Annotated in this window: 22 protein-coding genes; 12 read left to right on the top strand and 10 right to left on the bottom strand. The window is 44.7% G+C overall.

Annotation, left to right across the window (positions count from 1 at the left end; genetic code table 11):
• The first annotated feature begins 293 nt into the window (after positions 1-293).
• Positions 294-536 carry a YuzB family protein gene (locus V8G47_RS07175; RefSeq protein WP_034763769.1) on the top strand — a complete coding sequence of 81 codons (243 nt, stop codon included), beginning with the start codon at positions 294-296 and terminating at the stop codon, positions 534-536.
• Positions 537-608: 72 nt separating this feature from the next.
• Here the strand turns inward: V8G47_RS07175 and V8G47_RS07170 are convergent, their stop codons facing one another.
• The gene (locus V8G47_RS07170; RefSeq protein ID WP_336199507.1) at positions 609-1,307 is read right to left on the bottom strand and encodes a DUF2225 domain-containing protein; all 699 of its coding nucleotides are present in this window, start codon (positions 1,305-1,307) and stop codon (positions 609-611) included.
• Between the two features lie 217 nt (positions 1,308-1,524).
• On the opposite strand from V8G47_RS07170, the gene V8G47_RS07165 reads away from it, so the two are divergent.
• Positions 1,525-1,887: a HesB/IscA family protein gene (locus V8G47_RS07165; RefSeq protein ID WP_336199506.1), complete on the top strand. Its 363-nt coding sequence runs from the start codon at positions 1,525-1,527 to the stop codon at positions 1,885-1,887.
• A gap of 49 nt (positions 1,888-1,936) precedes the next feature.
• On the opposite strand, the gene V8G47_RS07160 is transcribed toward V8G47_RS07165, so the two are convergent.
• The gene (locus V8G47_RS07160) at positions 1,937-2,581 is read right to left on the bottom strand and encodes an SDR family oxidoreductase (protein WP_336199505.1); all 645 of its coding nucleotides are present in this window, start codon (positions 2,579-2,581) and stop codon (positions 1,937-1,939) included.
• A gap of 185 nt (positions 2,582-2,766) precedes the next feature.
• Positions 2,767-3,765: an NAD(P)/FAD-dependent oxidoreductase gene (locus V8G47_RS07155; RefSeq protein ID WP_034763982.1), complete on the bottom strand. Its 999-nt coding sequence runs from the start codon at positions 3,763-3,765 to the stop codon at positions 2,767-2,769.
• A 729-nt stretch (positions 3,766-4,494) separates the two neighbouring features.
• Between V8G47_RS07155 and V8G47_RS07150 the strand changes: the two genes are divergently transcribed.
• From V8G47_RS07150 to V8G47_RS07135, 4 genes are all read left to right on the top strand, one after another.
• On the top strand, positions 4,495-5,712 hold the full coding sequence (locus tag V8G47_RS07150; protein WP_336199504.1) for an NAD(P)/FAD-dependent oxidoreductase: 1,218 nt from the start codon (positions 4,495-4,497) through the stop codon (positions 5,710-5,712).
• A gap of 79 nt (positions 5,713-5,791) precedes the next feature.
• Entirely contained in the window at positions 5,792-6,274 is a 483-nt protein-coding gene (locus V8G47_RS07145; protein WP_336199503.1) for an NUDIX hydrolase, read from the top strand.
• 158 nt (positions 6,275-6,432) lie between these two features.
• Entirely contained in the window at positions 6,433-6,558 is a 126-nt protein-coding gene (locus V8G47_RS07140; protein ID WP_159362729.1) for a YuiA family protein, read from the top strand.
• 213 nt (positions 6,559-6,771) lie between these two features.
• On the top strand, positions 6,772-7,089 hold the full coding sequence (locus V8G47_RS07135; protein ID WP_034763779.1) for a YuiB family protein: 318 nt from the start codon (positions 6,772-6,774) through the stop codon (positions 7,087-7,089).
• 54 nt (positions 7,090-7,143) lie between these two features.
• On the opposite strand, the gene V8G47_RS07130 is transcribed toward V8G47_RS07135, so the two are convergent.
• On the bottom strand, positions 7,144-7,272 hold the full coding sequence (locus tag V8G47_RS07130; RefSeq protein ID WP_336199502.1) for a hypothetical protein: 129 nt from the start codon (positions 7,270-7,272) through the stop codon (positions 7,144-7,146).
• Positions 7,273-7,479: 207 nt separating this feature from the next.
• Between V8G47_RS07130 and V8G47_RS07125 the strand changes: the two genes are divergently transcribed.
• Positions 7,480-8,184 (top strand): 3D domain-containing protein, encoded by a 705-nt coding sequence (locus V8G47_RS07125; RefSeq protein WP_336199501.1) that lies wholly within the window; start codon positions 7,480-7,482, stop codon positions 8,182-8,184.
• A gap of 141 nt (positions 8,185-8,325) precedes the next feature.
• On the top strand, positions 8,326-9,216 hold the full coding sequence (locus V8G47_RS07120; RefSeq protein ID WP_336199500.1) for a fructose bisphosphate aldolase: 891 nt from the start codon (positions 8,326-8,328) through the stop codon (positions 9,214-9,216).
• A gap of 72 nt (positions 9,217-9,288) precedes the next feature.
• Here V8G47_RS07120 and V8G47_RS07115 read toward each other — a convergent pair whose 3' ends face one another.
• Positions 9,289-10,074 carry an ABC transporter substrate-binding protein gene (locus V8G47_RS07115; RefSeq protein WP_336199499.1) on the bottom strand — a complete coding sequence of 262 codons (786 nt, stop codon included), beginning with the start codon at positions 10,072-10,074 and terminating at the stop codon, positions 9,289-9,291.
• Positions 10,075-10,084: 10 nt separating this feature from the next.
• Entirely contained in the window at positions 10,085-10,564 is a 480-nt protein-coding gene (locus V8G47_RS07110) for a divergent PAP2 family protein (RefSeq protein WP_336199498.1), read from the bottom strand.
• A gap of 157 nt (positions 10,565-10,721) precedes the next feature.
• Here V8G47_RS07110 and V8G47_RS07105 point away from each other — a divergent pair, with 157 nt between their 5' ends.
• Positions 10,722-12,227, top strand: coding sequence for a leucyl aminopeptidase (locus tag V8G47_RS07105; protein WP_336199497.1), 1,506 nt, complete (start codon positions 10,722-10,724; stop codon positions 12,225-12,227).
• 636 nt (positions 12,228-12,863) lie between these two features.
• The gene (locus tag V8G47_RS07100) at positions 12,864-14,180 is read left to right on the top strand and encodes a Na+/H+ antiporter family protein (protein ID WP_336199496.1); all 1,317 of its coding nucleotides are present in this window, start codon (positions 12,864-12,866) and stop codon (positions 14,178-14,180) included.
• Between the two features lie 58 nt (positions 14,181-14,238).
• Here the strand turns inward: V8G47_RS07100 and V8G47_RS07095 are convergent, their stop codons facing one another.
• Positions 14,239-14,625, bottom strand: a complete 387-nt coding sequence (locus V8G47_RS07095) for a hypothetical protein (RefSeq protein ID WP_336199495.1) — start codon at positions 14,623-14,625, stop codon at positions 14,239-14,241.
• Between the two features lie 163 nt (positions 14,626-14,788).
• Between V8G47_RS07095 and V8G47_RS07090 the strand changes: the two genes are divergently transcribed.
• Positions 14,789-15,172 (top strand): PaaI family thioesterase, encoded by a 384-nt coding sequence (locus tag V8G47_RS07090; RefSeq protein ID WP_034763794.1) that lies wholly within the window; start codon positions 14,789-14,791, stop codon positions 15,170-15,172.
• Positions 15,173-15,249: 77 nt separating this feature from the next.
• Entirely contained in the window at positions 15,250-15,618 is a 369-nt protein-coding gene (locus V8G47_RS07085; RefSeq protein WP_336199494.1) for a DUF2188 domain-containing protein, read from the top strand.
• Between the two features lie 54 nt (positions 15,619-15,672).
• Here the strand turns inward: V8G47_RS07085 and mnhG are convergent, their stop codons facing one another.
• Genes mnhG through V8G47_RS07070 form a run of 3 tightly spaced genes read right to left on the bottom strand, consistent with a single transcriptional unit; the run spans position 15,673 to position 16,779 of the window.
• The gene (gene mnhG / locus V8G47_RS07080) at positions 15,673-16,035 is read right to left on the bottom strand and encodes a monovalent cation/H(+) antiporter subunit G (RefSeq protein ID WP_336199493.1); all 363 of its coding nucleotides are present in this window, start codon (positions 16,033-16,035) and stop codon (positions 15,673-15,675) included.
• On the bottom strand, positions 16,019-16,303 hold the full coding sequence (locus tag V8G47_RS07075; RefSeq protein ID WP_034763802.1) for a Na(+)/H(+) antiporter subunit F1: 285 nt from the start codon (positions 16,301-16,303) through the stop codon (positions 16,019-16,021). The genes mnhG and V8G47_RS07075 overlap by 17 nt, the downstream gene beginning before the upstream one ends.
• Positions 16,303-16,779 (bottom strand): Na+/H+ antiporter subunit E, encoded by a 477-nt coding sequence (locus V8G47_RS07070; RefSeq protein WP_060673087.1) that lies wholly within the window; start codon positions 16,777-16,779, stop codon positions 16,303-16,305. Before V8G47_RS07070 ends, V8G47_RS07075 begins: the two co-directional genes overlap by 1 nt.
• Positions 16,780-16,782 lie beyond the last annotated feature (3 nt).

The raw sequence follows: 16,782 nt of genomic DNA, 5'->3' as shown, positions 1-16,782 counted from the left end.
TTATTGTTGAAATAGTGTGTTTGTATATGATTTATATCCCGTTATGGACGGGACAGGATTAAAGGACAGTCACGCTGGAGCGGGTCCTGACAAAGTAAGCATTTTCAATGTGAAGCATAATTCGAGTAAATTCTACATAAATAAACCTATTAACATTAAAAGTATATCGAAATAAAGGTGTTTTCACAACAGAAATAAGCGAAAATGTTCACAATCTGTTATACCATTACATGGAATACAAATCATTGACGATAATGATAAAAAAAGGTAGCATAACAAAGAGTAGTGAGGTGATGGAATTGAAACCTATTATTGAATTTTGTATTAGCAATCTTGCTAGCGGTGCGCAAAAGGCGCTTGAGATATTAGAAAGAGATCCGAACCTTGATGTCATTGAGTACGGATGCCTGGGATACTGCGGAAAATGCGCCCAGTCCTTTTATGCTCTCGTCAACGGAGAGGTCGTAACAGGCGACACGCCTGAAGAACTGGTGGATGAGATCTATCAATTCCTTGAAGACAACCCGATGTTCTAAACAAAAGCCGGCCCTGACCGGCTTATTTTTTTTGTTGAATAAAAAGAAAACCAGTGGGGGATCACTGGTTTTTCACATAGACTTCATTTCTTTATACATTTCCCGGATTTCATACCAGCGCTCCCTGGCCATTTCGATGATTTTCGGTTCGGTGGAGAGGTGCTGCTTGCCGATGACTTTAGAAAGATAGGCTACCGCTTCCTCGATCTTGCCCTGCCTCCTCAGTAATTCAGCGATAATATACAGAAGCTTCGTTTCGGACATCAAAGAACCTGATGCACCATCTATTAAATAAGCATCGATGTATTCATGGGCAGCCAGATTAATGAAGCGTCTTTCCTGTTCTTTATCATCCATTTTTCGATAAAGCCAGGCTGTGCGAAGGTATAACCCTGCTATAGTCACTTTTTTCTCCTTCTTGATCAAAGCGCAGTAGGCAGCCAATTTATACGTATTGATCGCATCTTCATATGACCTGACTTTTCCATAATCCTGAGGCTGCCAGTGCAGACTGATTTTCATTTCGAGCTCTGCTTTCAGGACAGGAGGTATGTATGCGTTGAAATCATCCGTATAAGAAAAACCGCACTGCGGACAGACGGATACGTTATAGAGCAAAGGGTTCACTTCATCAGACTCATACAGGGGGCAAAAGTCACTGTCATACCCGATGAGCTTCACAAACCGGGACCTGATCCTTGTCGTGCTGTATGAGTGTTTACACGACAGACACTGGGTCTTCTTATCATAAAATGGCGTCACAACCGTCATGAATCTCACCTCATAATCGGGACTATTTACCTCATTATACCTTGATGATGGTGAAGGGAACCAGTGTTTTTTATTTAGGGTGAGTAAAAAGTTGTGTTTAATGAGAATATTCGTATAATTATCCTTCCAATCATTCACCAAAGCCCCATCGGTTGAGTAGTAAAATAGAAAGGAGTATACTAAGTAGTAAGAAATGAAAAGGTTGGGGGTGTAATGAATGAGTGAAGTTGTCATTCTAACAGAAGCTGCTGCCCTTCAGATTAAAGATATGATGAAGGAACATGACGAAACAGATGCCATGTTACGAGTAGCGGTAAAAGGGGGAGGCTGCAGCGGCCTTTCTTACGGTATGGGATTTGAACATGAGCTACAGGATGGAGATACTACGACAGAGCAGTATGGGATCAAGCTTGTCGTAGCAAAAAATGATGCTGCCATCTTGAACGGTACGAAAATAGACTACAAGCAGTCCATGATGGGCGGAGGCTTTACGATCGATAATCCGAACGCCATCGCGTCATGCGGGTGCGGGTCATCATTCGTGACGGCGACGAATAAAGGAACGCCGGAGAATTGCTAAACATGAAAGGGACGGACCTCACAAATTGAGGTCCGTCCCTTTTTCGCTCTTAATGAATCTTTTTCAGTGCTTCTTCCACTGGTGTGTCACCACTTAAGATTTCGAATACTTTGTGGTTGGTTTCTTCAATGGTTAAGGACTCCACAAGCACTTTCGCAACGTCTGCACGGGAAATATCACGGCTTTTATCCGTGATGCTTGTAGCTGCTTCGATCTTTCCGGTTGCATCATCGAATGAAAGGGATCCAGGGCGTACGATGGTATAGTTTAAGCCGCTCTCTTTCAAGTGGGCATCGGCAGCACCCTTGGCTTTTAAATAGAATTGCAATTCATCCGGTCCGCTTGAAGGATTATCGGCCCCCATGGAGCTGAGCATCACAAAACGCTCGATTCCCATCTTCTTCGCATAATCCACTGCTTTCTTAGCACCCTCCTGGTCGATGGCTAACGTCTTATCGTCTCCTGTCGACCCACCGCTGCCGGCTGCAAAAATGACGGCATTCACATTTTCAAGGGCATACGAGAAATCCTGTTCAAGGTCGGCAACGATCGGTCTTGCTCCCAAGTCTTCCATTTCCTTCGCCTGTTCTGTTTTACGGATCATGGCTCTCACGAAGTGCTGACTGCTATTTGAAAGCTCTTTCACTATATGGCGGCCTGTATGACCGTTTGCTCCGATAACTAACACATTCATTTTACACATCATCCTTTATCTGAAATTTTTTGTCCTACTATTGGTCTACCCATTCATGATGAAAATAAACAAGGGAGTGGGCGTGGATAGATAGAGGGCAATGGTTGGAAGGAAGTTGTGATCATGAATCGCAGATTTTTTATAAACGAAAAAAGCCCAGGATATCCCGGGCCTTATGAATGGTATTAATCTGTAAACATGGACGTACTGTGCATCGGCTGCACCCTTGCTTTTGGATCCATATACGCTTTGGCATTGTTGACGGCTGTCGGGGCCTCGCCAAAGCCACTTGCAATAAGTTTGACTTTACCATCATAGGTACTGATATCACCTGCTGCATAAATGCCGGGGATATTCGTTTCCATTCTGGAATTGACCACGATTGAATTCTTTTCGATTTCAAGACCCCAATCTTTGATCGGACCGAGGGAGGAGACAAATCCGAAATTTACAATTAATTCATCAAGGTCGATAATTTCCTTTTCATCGCCTTTTGTTTCCTCCAGTACGAGCTGATTGATCTTCTCTTCATCGACGACCAACTCAGATGGGACATATGGTGTTTTCAATTCAACCGTGGAGTTGTGTAAATTCTCCACGCTGTGCTCATGAGCCCTGAATTTATCACGTCTATGAACGAGATAAACTTTTTCCGCGACCGGCTCAAGCATAAGCGCCCAGTCAACAGCAGAGTCTCCGCCGCCGCAAATGACCACTTTCTTACCTCTGAAATGCTCGAGGTTATCGACAAAGTAATGAAGGTTTTTTCCTTCAAATTCAGACGCGTGTTCGAGTTCCAGGCGGCGTGGCTGGAAGGCGCCGTTTCCTGCCGTGATGATGATCGTTCTGGAAAAATGGACTTCTTTATCGGTGGTGAGCTTGAACATACCGTCAGCCTGTTTTTCTACACCTTCCACGGCCTGCTCCAGACAGATGGTCGTTTCGAATTTCGCCATTTGCTCTTTTAAATTATTGACGAGATCCTGGGCCTTCACTTTAGGAAAACCGGCAACGTCATATATGTATTTCTCAGGATAAAGAGTAGCAAGCTGCCCCCCGAGTTGTGGTAAACTTTCGATGATCTTGACTGATGCTTTTCTCATGCCGCCATAGAACGCTGTAAACAGCCCTGTTGGACCGCCGCCTATGATCGTAATATCATACACTTTTTGATCTTCCTTCAACTTGATCCCTCCAACCATTTAGATGTATTTCATATTCATTTATTCTATCATATTGGTTTCGATTCTTCACAATAATCGGCTTTATTAGTGGGAATAATCAGACTTTTTATGGGGGATGCGAGTGACATTTAAGTGAGAGCTTTTCGAATTGTCCAGCTCCGGCGGCTAGAGGCTCGAGGTCATAAGTCAAACCTGCCAAAAAGGCAAAGGGCGCCTTTCCGGCAGGTTCGTCTTATGCTTGTCGCCTCTGGGCGAGCCGCCTCCGCTTTTCGATATGTCCAGCTCCGGCGGCTAGTCCCTCGATGTCATAAGGCGAATCAACCAAAAAGGCAAAGAACGCCTTTCCGGTTGATTCGCCTTATGCTTGTCGGGCCTGAGCAAGCCGCCTCCGCTTTTCTAAATATTCTTAAGAATTCAATTTCCTATATATATCTTGAAAATGCGAGGCAAAAAGAATATTATGTAATGTAGACATATTGTTAAGAATTTATGACAATTTTCGCATAACTATGGAGTAGTTCGTGAAATACGTCACATACTTTTGTTCTCATATTTTTTATACTCTGTTTCCTTTTTAATAAGGAAAAAACATCGCGTTTGATTTGTTTTAGCTTCCTATATATAGGGAAAAAGATAATAGCATCAGATTGAACGGGATAAAAACGCATAATGTGGAGGACTCTAAGAGTATCCAAAGCAAATTTATCAAAAAAGGTGGATGTGATTCAGTTGAGAAAGCCAAGAATCGTTGTATTAGGTGCAGGTTATGGTGGATTAATGACGGTAACCCGTCTTCAAAAGCAACTCGGAACAAATGAAGCAGAAATTATTTTAATTAATAAGAACGATTATCACTATGAAACCACTTGGTTACACGAAGCTTCCGCAGGTACGCTTCATCACGACCGTGTGCGCTACGACGTGAAAGATGTTGTCAACACGAGCAAAGTGAACTTCCTGCAAGCGACTGTTGAAGACATCAAAGTGGAAGAGAAGAAAGTCATCACGGGTGAAGGTGAAGTAGAATTCGATTACCTGGTAGTTGCTCTTGGTGCAGAATCCGAGACATTCGGAATTCCAGGTCTTCACGAGCATGCCTTCATGATTTCAAACATCAACTCTGCCCGTCAAATCCGTGAGCACATTGAATTGCAATTTGCTACGTATAAGAACGAAGGGGAATTAAACGATGAACGCTTGACCATCGTTGTTGGTGGAGCAGGGTTCACTGGTATCGAATTCCTTGGAGAACTTGGTAACCGTGTTCCTGAGCTATGCCATGAATATGATATCGACCGTAAGAAAGTGCGCATCGTATGTGTGGAAGCTGCACCGATGATCCTTCCTGGATTCGATCCGGAGCTTGTGAAATACGCACGTGCCAAGCTTGAGAAAAAAGGCGTGGAATTCCATATCGGAACTCCACTGAAAGAAGCAAAGGCAGACAGCGTACTTATCGCTAAAGGTGAAGATGAAGTCGAGGAAATCAAAGCTGGTACGATTGTTTGGGCTGCAGGTGTTCGCGGTAATTCCATCATCGAAAGAGCTGGAATCGAAAACATGCGTGCCCGCGTGAAAATCAACCGTGATCTTCGCGCACCTGGACATGACAATATCTTCATCATCGGTGACTGTTCACTGATGATTAATGAAGAAACGGATCGTCCATATCCACCGACTGCACAGATCGCTATGCAGCAAGGTGAAGTATGTGCCCGTAACATCGCTGCTTTACTGCACGGTAAAGAAGATCTGGAATTATTCACTCCGGACATCAAAGGTACCGTATGTTCACTTGGTGAAGATGATGCAATCGGTGTCGTCTACGGCAAGAAAATCACTGGTACTAAAGCTTCCTTCATGAAGAAGGTTGTCGACAACCGTGCCCTTTACATGGTTGGTGGACCATCACTAGTGTTCAAAAAAGGTAAATTCAAGTTCTTTTAAGCCTTAAAGGATTGAATGAAAGCAGAGTGGATTCCACTCTGCTTTTTATTATGAAGGAATGTAGACGGAGGTGCTTACAATGAAAAGGGGTAAGGTGTGGCTGGCCGTTGCAGGTCTCGTCATGGATGAGGATGGTAAATGGCTCGTGGTCAAAAAGAAATACAGCGGATTGAAAGGGATGTGGTCCCTGCCTGCGGGATTTGTCAACGCTGGGGAAACCGTCGATGAAGCGGTCAAAAGAGAAGTGAAGGAAGAAACGGGGTTACATACAACCATCAAAGGGATCATTGGTATAAGGTCGGGGGTCATCCAGAACGACATCAGCGACAATATGATGATCTTTCTGTTGGAGAATGAGGGAATTTCTTCTATTGAAAAAGAAGAAGCTGAGTTGTGGGATGTCCAGTGGAAATCGCCTCAGGAACTAATGGCAGATGAGAAGACATCCGTGATGGTGCATGAGATGATCAAACGAATGGGCTCCATGCAGAAGTTGAATATGATCGAAGGCATCAATCCGGGTGACCAGTTCGCCTACACAGAATATCATTTATTTTTATAAAATTCTGTAAATTTTAAGAAAAAAAGAGATAATGAAAGAAAAACATAAATGTATTCGCTTTCTTAAAGGTACATCCCCTATAATGTCCCTTTTCTTTATTTCTAATAGATGATATATTATCAGAAAATTAAGAAATTAAAGAAAAGGGAGAGGGAAAAATGAGAGCTACTGCGAATGCTAAAACGAAATACTGTCTTTATTGTTCAGGAAAAGGATACTTTCAGTTAGTATTGGGTGGTTCTGAAACGTGTCCGTGCTGCGGAGGCAGCGGGAAACAGAAATAACCACTGAAGGATAGAGGATGAAAGCAGACCTAACGAAGGTGGATACTTCCCTTGTGGAGTATGGAAACCGGTGTTGGGTCTGCTTTTTTTATGTCTGGATGATAAATAAGTTTATTTTGTGAATAAGTGACAAATCTTACCCTGAAAATATTGACGCTTACATTTCACTCGGGGTACACTATTCATTAGTGTTATGGAGGTGTAATTGCTAAAATGCCTATACATGTAATGATTATATCGATGCTTCTATTTTTTGTTCTATTTTTCGGAATAGGATTTTTGTTAAATATGTTATTGCGCATGACATGGATCATGGCTATCATTTATCCGATTGTCGTTATTTTTATCGTGGACGAAGTTCGTTTTATAGATTATTTCCGAAATGCAGGTGAGTCTTTTTCAGAACTTGGGACCAGACTCAGCCACTTGGCTGTAGCCGATCTCGTGATTCTCGGAAGCGGCCTCGCAGGTGCCATCCTGTCAGGCATCGTAATGAGGATCCTAAGAGCAAAAGGATATCGAATGTTCTAACCACATCCGTTTAACCGGGAACCTAAGTCCCAAGGTTGAACGGATTTTTTATTTTTAATGACTATAGTTTGATATCTTATCAAAAGCAAGTGCCTGGTTGATTTCCGCTCCAGGTGCTCGACTTCCTCCCGGCCGGAAAGCAAGTGCCTGCAGCGGAAAGGAACGGTCTCTGTATCCATGCACTTGCTCATAAATATTAATTCTCTAAGAAAATATTTTAGGAAATAGAACATACTAGTTGAAGTATAGAATAGCCTGGTTTTAAAGGAGTTTTTCCATAAAAGGAAAACTAAAATAATTTCCAAATATTACAACTATTCGATTTTTTTATCAATTTATGCATATATCTCCTCCCCAATGGGAAGTATGTAGGGTGGGAGGAGTGAATACATGAATCTGTTTAAAATTTGGACGAAGAGATTCGTTATGATCAGTTTATTTATACTTGCACTCGGTACGACCTTTCAATCGGTGTCGGGGGTAGAGGCGCAAACCTTTAAAACCTGGATGATGGACAAGGGTGACAGTGATCAGATGAGTCTCCAAGACAAAGAGCATAAGACAAATCCACTGCATTTGTCTTTCAAGTTTTTTAAAAGGTTTGCAGGCTATGAGACGAAAGTGTCAGCCAGTGCATCTGCCAAGCCTGCCACATTGGAAGAATCCATCGATTGGAATCAATATACGAAACATAAGGTTGTAGCGACGGGCTATACGGCCGGCGTTGAATCGACGGGGAAGGACCCGGGTCATCCCCTCTACGGCATTACATATTCAGGAGTGAAAGTGAAGCGCGATCTGTATTCTACGATAGCAGCGGATATTTCCGTCTATCCAATCGGAACCATCCTGTTTATCCCTCACTATGGGTATGGAGTCGTAGCTGATACAGGGAGTGCGATCAAAGGAAATAAATTGGACCTCTATTATGAAACGGTGGACGACGTTTATAATGAATGGGGCAAACAAACACTGGAAGTCTATGTGGTCCAGATGGGTACAGGTGAGTTATCTGAACAGGACTTGACCGATCTTAATGAGAACGAATCCATGCAGGTTTTCAGGCAGCAGATTTTATCACCTGAAAAAGAATAGAGACGGGCACGCAGTCGAACTGCGTGCTTTATTTATGTGAAGGCCTTTGACCCAGAGGAGAACAAAGGTGCAATCAGTTTAACAACAGTGTAAATAGGGGAAAAAAGAAAGTGAGATTCGAAACCAAAAGGAGTGGAAGATATGAACAAAAGTCAATTCGACAAAATGAAGAATGGAGAAGGATTCATCGCGGCCCTTGATCAAAGCGGCGGCAGTACACCGAAGGCATTGGCAGGGTACGGAGTGCTTGAAGATTCTTATTCCAATGAAGACGAAATGTTTGATAAGGTCCATGAAATGCGGACGAGGATCATCACTTCCCCATCCTTCAGTCACGAGAGGATCCTCGGGGTCATTCTTTTTGAACAAACGATGGACCGGGAAATCGAAGGCAAATATACAGCGGACTACCTTGCAGACAAAGGCATCGTCCCTTTCCTGAAAGTGGACAAAGGACTGGCGGAAGAGGAAAATGGTGTCCAGCTCATGAAACCGATCCCCGACTTGGATGATACCCTTCGCCGTGCCACTGAACGGAAGATTTTCGGCACGAAAATGCGTTCAGTCATCCACGAACCGAACACGGGCGGCATCAAAGAAGTAGTCGATCAGCAGTTCGACATTGGAAAACGCATCATCGCTGCCGGTTTGGTTCCGATCATTGAACCTGAAGTCAATATCCATAGTGAACAAAAGCAAAAATCTGAAGACATTCTATGCGATGAAATCCTGAAGCATTTGAATGAACTATCTGAAGATGAAAACGTCATGCTGAAGCTCTCGATCCCGACGAAAGCGAATGCGTATAAGAAATTGGTTGAGCATCCACGTGTCGTGCGGGTGGTCGCACTTTCAGGAGGCTACTCCCGCGATGAAGCGAATAAGAAGCTGAGGGAAAATGACGGGGTGATTGCAAGCTTTTCCCGGGCATTGGCTGCCGACCTGAGAGCCGATCAAACCGATGAAGAGTTTGATGCTGCGTTGAAGAAGGCTGTTGATTCGATTTATGAGGCGTCGGTTCATAAGAACTGATGTAATGAGGAATCTTTAGGAATAAGAAAAAAGAACATGCCTGCTCTCTTATAAGTGAGCAGGCATGTTCTTTTACGTTTCATGATATAAATCGGGATGAAGCAACCGGGCAAGTTTCACGGCCCCTTTTAACAGAAGGGGGGATGGCCTGCAATAGAGTGCTTCTTCCAGGACGAAAATTCGGTCTTCCTGTACAGCGTCGAGTGTATTCCAATCAGGGCGGTTCTTTACGAGTTCAGGCTTGACTCTGCTTTGCCTGACGCCGACCCATGCCAGGCAGATATAATCCGGATTGCGCTTCAATACGTCCTCCCAATCGGTTTGAACACTTGCCAGGTCCACATCATCAAAAAGGTTTCGTGCACCGACCATTGTGCTTAACTCGCTCAGCCAATTGATCCTTCCCGGGGTGAAGACGGGTTTCGGCCACCATTCCCAATAAAGGGACGGAGGATGTGAAACCTTTTCCCCGATCGTCTTTAAGCGTTCGACCGTACCCATGAATTCCTGGCGGCGTTTTATGGCATGCTCTTCGATGTCACATGCTTTCCCCACCGTCAGGAGATCATCCGCAATGTCAGAGAAGCTTTGGGGGTTCAAGGTGATGTGTGGGATATTCCTCTTTTCAAGTTCTTCGATATTTTTCTCCATACCTGGGACGCTTAAGGATGAAAACACGAGATCCGGCTTCAATGACTCCAGCTTATCCATATTTATCGATAGATCCGGTCCAAGCTGCGGAAGGGACTTTACCTCCACCGGATAATCGGAGTAATCATCAACGCCTGCAAGAAGAGGTGTCAATCCAAGGTAATCGATGATTTCTGTATTACTGGGGCAAATGGATACGATTTTCATGATCACACTCCTAGACGATGAATAAATAATGAAGCAGAAGTGTCAGGATGATTCCTGAAAGTCCACCGAAGAATACTTCAATGGGTTTATGACCCAGTAATTCCTTCAGCTCCTTGCGCTTCTCTTGTTCAGGTTTGTTCTGCCAGCCTTTAGCTTCAGACATGAACCTCTGGAAATCGACCATCAATCGATTGAGGACGATCGCCTGCTCTCCTGCCTGCCTTCTGACACCCGTTGCATCAAACATCGTAATGATGGCAAACATGGCAGATACAGCGAAGATAGGGGAAGAGAGTCCCACCTCAAGGGCGACCCCTGTAGATAATGCCGTCACGGCTGCTGAATGGGAACTCGGCATCCCCCCTGTTGAGGTGATCAACGACCAATTCCATTCCCTCGTCGCGATAAACTGTATGGGAACCTTTACAAACTGAGCAAAAAAGATCGAAAATAAAGACGCCCATAATGGAAAATTATACAGTACTTCCATGCTCTGAAATGCCACCCTTTCAATTGTTTGAATAAAAATAATGTTCTCATTATACCATACCCCATCCACCCCTCGTATAACTTTGAAAAGCAGATTGTTAGAAAGTCGAAATAATTGGACATCTTCGCTATAATAGAGAGTGGAGGTGTCTGTGAACATGAAATTTTCAATCAATCAAAATGAAGTAACCAATGCAAATGGAGAATGCCTGATCGTGGGTATTTACAATCAGCCAACATTCGAAGGAGAGCTGAAAGAGCTCGATCATAAGTTTGAAGGCTATCTTACACAGCTTGTGAAGGATGGGGACATTTCTTCCAAGCACAAGAAAGTATCCAAGATACATACGTTTGGAAAACTTGAAGCGAAAAGAATCGTATTCATAGGACTTGGAAAACAAAAAGAGCTGACATTTGATCTATTAAAAGAATCATTGGGCTCTGCGTCCAAATCCTTAAAAAATATGAAAGTGTCCTCATTTTCAGTCGCACTCGACACATTTGTTTCTGAGGAGATGATGGCAACGGATGTGGCCCATGCCTTCATGGAAGCCTTTACGATGTCTACATATGAATTCCACGGATATAAGAAGAAATCAAATGAACCGGAAGTACACGTAGAAGCCATCGAATTTTTTACAAAAGGAGATTCGAAAGAAGTCGAGACGGCTTTACACATTGGTTCTGCCTTTGGGAATGGAGTAAACTCAGCCCGTACACTGGTGAATACACCTGGTAATCTATTAACTTCGACAAAATTGGCAGAGTACGCTCTGGAATTAGCTGAAAGATACAGCTTTGAGGTGGAAATCCTCGACAAGGAAGAAATGGAGCACCTTGGAATGGGCGCACTTCTTGCCGTGAACCAGGGATCCGTTGAACCTCCTAAGATGATCGTCCTTAAGTACAACGGCAAAGAGGACTGGAAGGATGTCATCGGTTTAGTCGGAAAAGGGATCACGTTTGACACAGGCGGCTACTCCCTAAAGCCCAAAGATGGAATCGTCGGTATGAAAACCGATATGGGTGGGGCAGCTGCTGTTCTGGGGGCCATGGAAATCATCGGTGAAATCAAACCGGAACAAAATGTCGTTGCCGTCATCCCGTCCACGGACAATATGGTGAGCGGCTCAGCATTCAAGCCTGACGATGTGATTACCTCCATGAGCGGTAAGACTATCGAAGTGTTGAATACGGACGCAGAGGGGCGTCTCGCGCTTGCTGACGGTATGACCTATGCAAGGCATCAAGGAGCCAACTATTTAGTGGATGTTGCAACCTTGACCGGTGGAGTCATCGTGGCTCTCGGTGAGGATAAAACCGGTGCCCTCACAAATCATGAAGCATTCTTCGAGCAGGTACTGGAAGCTTCAGGGGAATCAGGTGAATTTATCTGGCGCCTTCCTTATACGGAAAATGATAAAAAGCGGGTGCGTGGAAGTGATATTGCCGATTTGAACAACTCACCTGGACGCGCCGGTCATGCCATCATGGGTGGAGCGTTCGTCGGTGAATTCGCTGAAGGCCTGCCTTGGGTACACCTCGATATCGCCGGGACGGCTACAACAAAAGGAAGCCATGATCTCGGTCCATCAGGTGCTACCGGCGTCATGGCAAGAACCCTTGCCTTACTGGTCGAACGTTTTGTGCCATTAGAGAAATAAAGTCATTTGCACGACGGAAGAGTCTTGTTTCAGTGCCGGAGATTGTGGGCGCTGGAAGAAGGCTCTTTTTTTATGGAGGATTTGGTGAGATGTGATTCGGCGTGAGAAATGAGGTTTGGGTATAATTGGTAAATGACGCAAATAAAGAAAAAATGACGCAATTCCTCTTGAAATGACGCAATAAATTGAAAATCGACGCAATTACCAGGACCGTGGCCTGTCTACACGTATCTCATCACTTGTTGGATGGGGATTGGGGTCGTAAGGCGAGTGGATCTCGCCGTCGGAGGGAAGGAATCCAGCCGAAAATATGAAAAATCCGGCCGTTTTCGGTCCAAATCCAGCCGATATGACGAAAAATCCGGCCGAATTGGAACCGAAACCAGCCAAAAATATGAAAAATCCAGCCAATTAACATATAATGGAACCCCCGCCGCAACCCTTGCCGTACCCTCCTCCACGCGCCTCCACCACCTACAAACCTATGAAAAAATTCCCACTCCATCTTTCACCCTGCTAAAGTATTGACAAACTCTCTTTATCTTGTTAAAGTTGAAATCGTGATTTTATTACTCTACCAATTTAGCGAACTAAAGCAACAAAACGATACATCAAGATTTTAAGGAGGAAGCAGTTATGAACGCAGTTGTGATAGCGGTTCTTGTCATGCTCGTATTGAGCCTTGCCCGGGTGAATGTTGTATTCGCTCTGATTACTGGTGCGCTGGTCGGGGGACTGACGGGCGGACTGGGATTGGACGAGACGATATCCGTCTTTACAGAGGGAATTAGCGGTGGGGCGAGCATCGCGTTAAGTTATGCCCTGCTGGGTGGATTTGCAGTGGCGATTTCCTATACGGGAATTCCGAATCTGCTCGTTGACTGGGTATTGAAGGTCGTTGGGAAAAAAGGGGATTCAAGAAAGACAGCCCTTTCGAAAGCACTTATTGTTATTTCTATTTTAATCATGGCTTGTTTTTCTCAAAATGTGATTCCGATTCACATCGCGTTTATCCCGATTCTCATCCCGCCATTATTGAAGGTGATGACGGAGTTGCGGATCGATAGACGATTGATCGCCTCGGTGATCACGTTTGGATTGACGGCTCCGTATATTCTATTACCGGTAGGTTTCGGATTGCAATTCCATGAAATCATCGCTCAGAACATGGCATCAAGTGGAATGGAAATCAACATGGGCGATATTCCGAAAGCCATGCTTCTCCCTGTAGGAGGAATGGTGATCGGGTTACTGATTGCTGTGTTTGTGAGTTATCGCAAACCGAGGGATTACAATGAAGCGGAAGAAGTCGTTGCCGATGAAAAGGTTGTTTACAATAAAAGAGCGATGGTTTTCGCTCTCATTTCCATCGTAGTGGCCTTATACGTTCAGCTTCAGTTGGAATCCATGATCTTTGGGGCACTGGCAGGTATTGCCGTCCTGTATCTTTCAGGCTCGGTTAAATGGAAAGAAGCAGACGGATTGCTGAATGATGGAATGAAAATGATGGCCTTTATCGGCTTTGTCATGATCACGGCATCCGGATTTGCAGCAGTGGTAACGGAAACAGGAGATGTAGAAACATTGGTTAAGGCGACAGCCGATGCCATTGGCGGCAACCAGGCTCTGGCTGCCCTCATCATGCTTGTCGTCGGGCTACTGGTGACAATGGGGATCGGTTCTTCATTTGCCACCATTCCTATCATTACGGCCATCTTCGTCCCACTTGCCATGGAGCTCGGATTCAGCCCTCTCGCAACGATTGCAATTGTCGGTACAGCAGGTGCCCTTGGTGACGCCGGATCGCCGGCATCAGACAGTACGCTTGGACCGACCGCAGGACTGAATGCCGATGGACAGCATAACCATATTTGGGATACATGTGTCCCTACCTTTTTACACTATAATATTCCATTGATCCTGTTCGGTTGGATCGCAGCGATCATTCTATAAAGAAAAGAAGCGGGGGCTCCCTCGCTTCTTTTTTTGATGCACCAGCAATCATTCCCCATCACATCCAACGAATAATCACGATTAAATGGCAGCAATCCACCTGTCCAAGCTTTTCGTCAAAGACGAGTCGGACTCCATCCGGATTAAATGATACAATCGGCTGTACCCTTGTACCGATGGTTTGAAGCAGCTTATGTACTTCAGGTAAGTTCGATTGCTGTGCTGCGTTCATGAATTTCGAGGAGAAGTCTTTGGATGTGTTGATTTTCTGAAGCACCTTTTGGGCATCTCCCAGTAAGTTCAACGTTTTACCTGCCGAAGACATGAATGTTTTGGTTTCGACAGGAGGGTAGTTACGATGATGGGAGGGAAAGGGTTGTGCCCTCGAGTGGATCGGTGAGTAGGGGCGTTGAACAGGCGGGTAAAAAGGGTGGTACCGATACATAATAGAAAACCCCTTTCGTTAAAAATGCTCTAAGGATATGTATGAATTTGTTCAGCGGATTATTCATGTATTGAAGGCAGGACGGATAGGGCAGGGAAAATAGAGGATTTTCACACACTTTCTCGAAAAGGTAGTAGAGAGACTATTATATGGGGGAATTCACGTGAATACGGAGAATACATTGATCAGTGCGTTAGGGATTGAATTTGTAGAATTGGGAAAGGGGAAGGTCATTGCGACGATGCCGGTGAATGAACAGACGAGACAGCCGTTCGGCTTCCTTCATGGCGGCGCTTCGGTGGCACTTGCAGAAACGGTAGCGAGTGTAGGGGCGGTACAATTGATCGATTTGGATAAAGAAATATGCTTCGGCCTTGAAATCAATGCGAATCATATTAAAGCGAAGCGTGAAGGGATCGTCACTGCGACGGGAACGGTCATGCATCAAGGCAGAACCACCATGGTATGGGACATCAAGCTTACAGATGAGGACGATCAATTGATCTGTGTATCGCGCTGCACGATGGCAGTGGTACCGAAACGCTGACCGTACATACCGAAATGTTTATTCAGTGAAAAAATGGGAAATCAACTATTAACCAATACATTAGGAGGCCAATACAAATGAGTTGGACAAAAAATGATTATCCTGATTCACTGAAGAACCTGCCAAGAGACGTACGGAACAAAGCCATTGAGATTGCCAATGCCCTGTTGGATGAGGGGTATGAGGAGGGAAGGGCGATTGCCATCGCCACTGACCGTGCCCATCAGTCTGAAGAGGGGGACATATCGGATAAGACCGAATATCATATCACGTCCCATGACGACGGCTGGCAGTTGAAGAAGGCCAATGGGAAGAGGGCCATCCTGGTTGAGAGCACAAAGGATAAACTCCTATCGAAAGCGAAAGATTATGTGACGGATCATTCCGGTACCCTGGTTGTGCATAAACAGGATGGAAGCGTTGAAGACCACTTGTATCAGCGCTAGGATATAGAAAAAGGCTTGACCCTTAAAAGAATAGGGTCAAGCCTTTTTTGTTTCTCATTGACTGTTCTGACGCTCATATTGTTCTTTATCCTTTAGGTCATCCCTTACACTTTTGTCCCAAAGTTTGACGCCGGTATTATAGGCGGCACGTGAGATGAGGTGGCCGGCAACAGGCGCTGTGACAAAGATGAAGATGATGGCCAGGATCAGTCTTGAATTGAAATGACCATGCTCCAGATAAAAGTAAAGAAATGTGGCGAGCAGGATCGACATGACCCCGAGCGTCGCACTTTTAGAAGCAGCATGATTTCTCGTATATACATCAGGAAGTCTCAATACGCCGAAAGCCGTGACCAGGCTGAGAAATCCTCCAATGACTAAAAAGAATCCGATGAAAAATCTAATGATCTCGCTCACGTTCGATGATCTCCCCTTTCTCGAGAAACTTTGAAAAGGCGACGGTTCCGATGAAGGCAAGGATTCCGAGAAGCAGGATCACTTCTAGAAAAGCGTACGTATCGAGCATCATCGAAACGAGTGCAATGATGGCGATCAGGTTGATCCCGATCGCATCGAGTGCCACTACCCGGTCAGGGATCGTGGGACCTTTCACCACTCGGTAAACGAGGCCGAGCATGGATATGGAGACGCATAATAACGTGATTTGAAAGATCAGATGTAACATTAGCGGCTCACCTCCATGATGGCTTTTTCAAAAGAATCCTTTATTTCATTGATGGCTTCATCCACATCGGGCATATCGATGGCATGAACATAAAGAATCTTGTTGTCGTACGACACATCCATGACCAGCGTCCCGGGTGTCAATGTGATTAGATTCGCCAAGAGCGTAATCTCCCAATCGGTCTTTAATTCTGTCGGTAAAGCGAAGATGCCCGGCTGGAAGTCCAACTTCGGTTTCAAAACCGTTTTTAAAACCGAGATGTTTGCCATGATCAGTTCCTTCAAGAAGAGGAAGAATAAACTGATCACGGCAGCCACCCGTAATAAATAAAACCGTGAGTTGAAAAATCTTCTGAATGCAAAGATGACAAGCAATCCTAGTAAAAAGCCAATAAAGAATGACTGAGAAGTAAAGGATACCGAAAGAAACATCCAGACAAAGGCCAGGAAAAAGTTTAATAATATTTGAAAAGCCATTCT

Source organism: Rossellomorea sp. LJF3, assembly GCF_037046045.1.
Lineage (GTDB): Bacteria > Bacillota > Bacilli > Bacillales > Bacillaceae_B > Rossellomorea.
The sequence above is the reverse complement of the archived record's forward strand: the minus strand, read 5'-3'. Positions and strand labels throughout refer to the sequence as shown.